Annotated in this window: 1 protein-coding gene; it reads left to right on the top strand. The window is 55.1% G+C overall.

Features of this window, described 5'->3' with window-relative positions; genetic code table 11:
- On the top strand, window positions 1-254 hold a 254-nt coding region (locus tag AC0L3U_RS39810), incomplete at both ends, for a dermonecrotic toxin domain-containing protein (protein ID WP_473365182.1).

Genomic DNA, 254 nt, shown 5'->3' on the forward strand with positions numbered 1-254 from the left:
TATAAAGACGGAACGGGACAAAGCCAAAAGGGCGGATACGGTGCCCATAATGAATTCCCCCTGGCGCCCTCTGCGGTCATGCACAAGAGTTGGAACACCGACTTCCAGTCGCAGATCACGGACAAGATCGATCAGTTCTGGAAAGACCAGGGGGCCAATTACCAAACCATGCTCAAGGGCGAATTCACCCGCCAGGCCCGTCAACAACTGAAGGCATTTGAGTCAAAAAGCCCGGCCGAGCAAGCACTGCAGGC

This window comes from Bradyrhizobium sp. Kon69 (genome assembly GCF_055807515.1).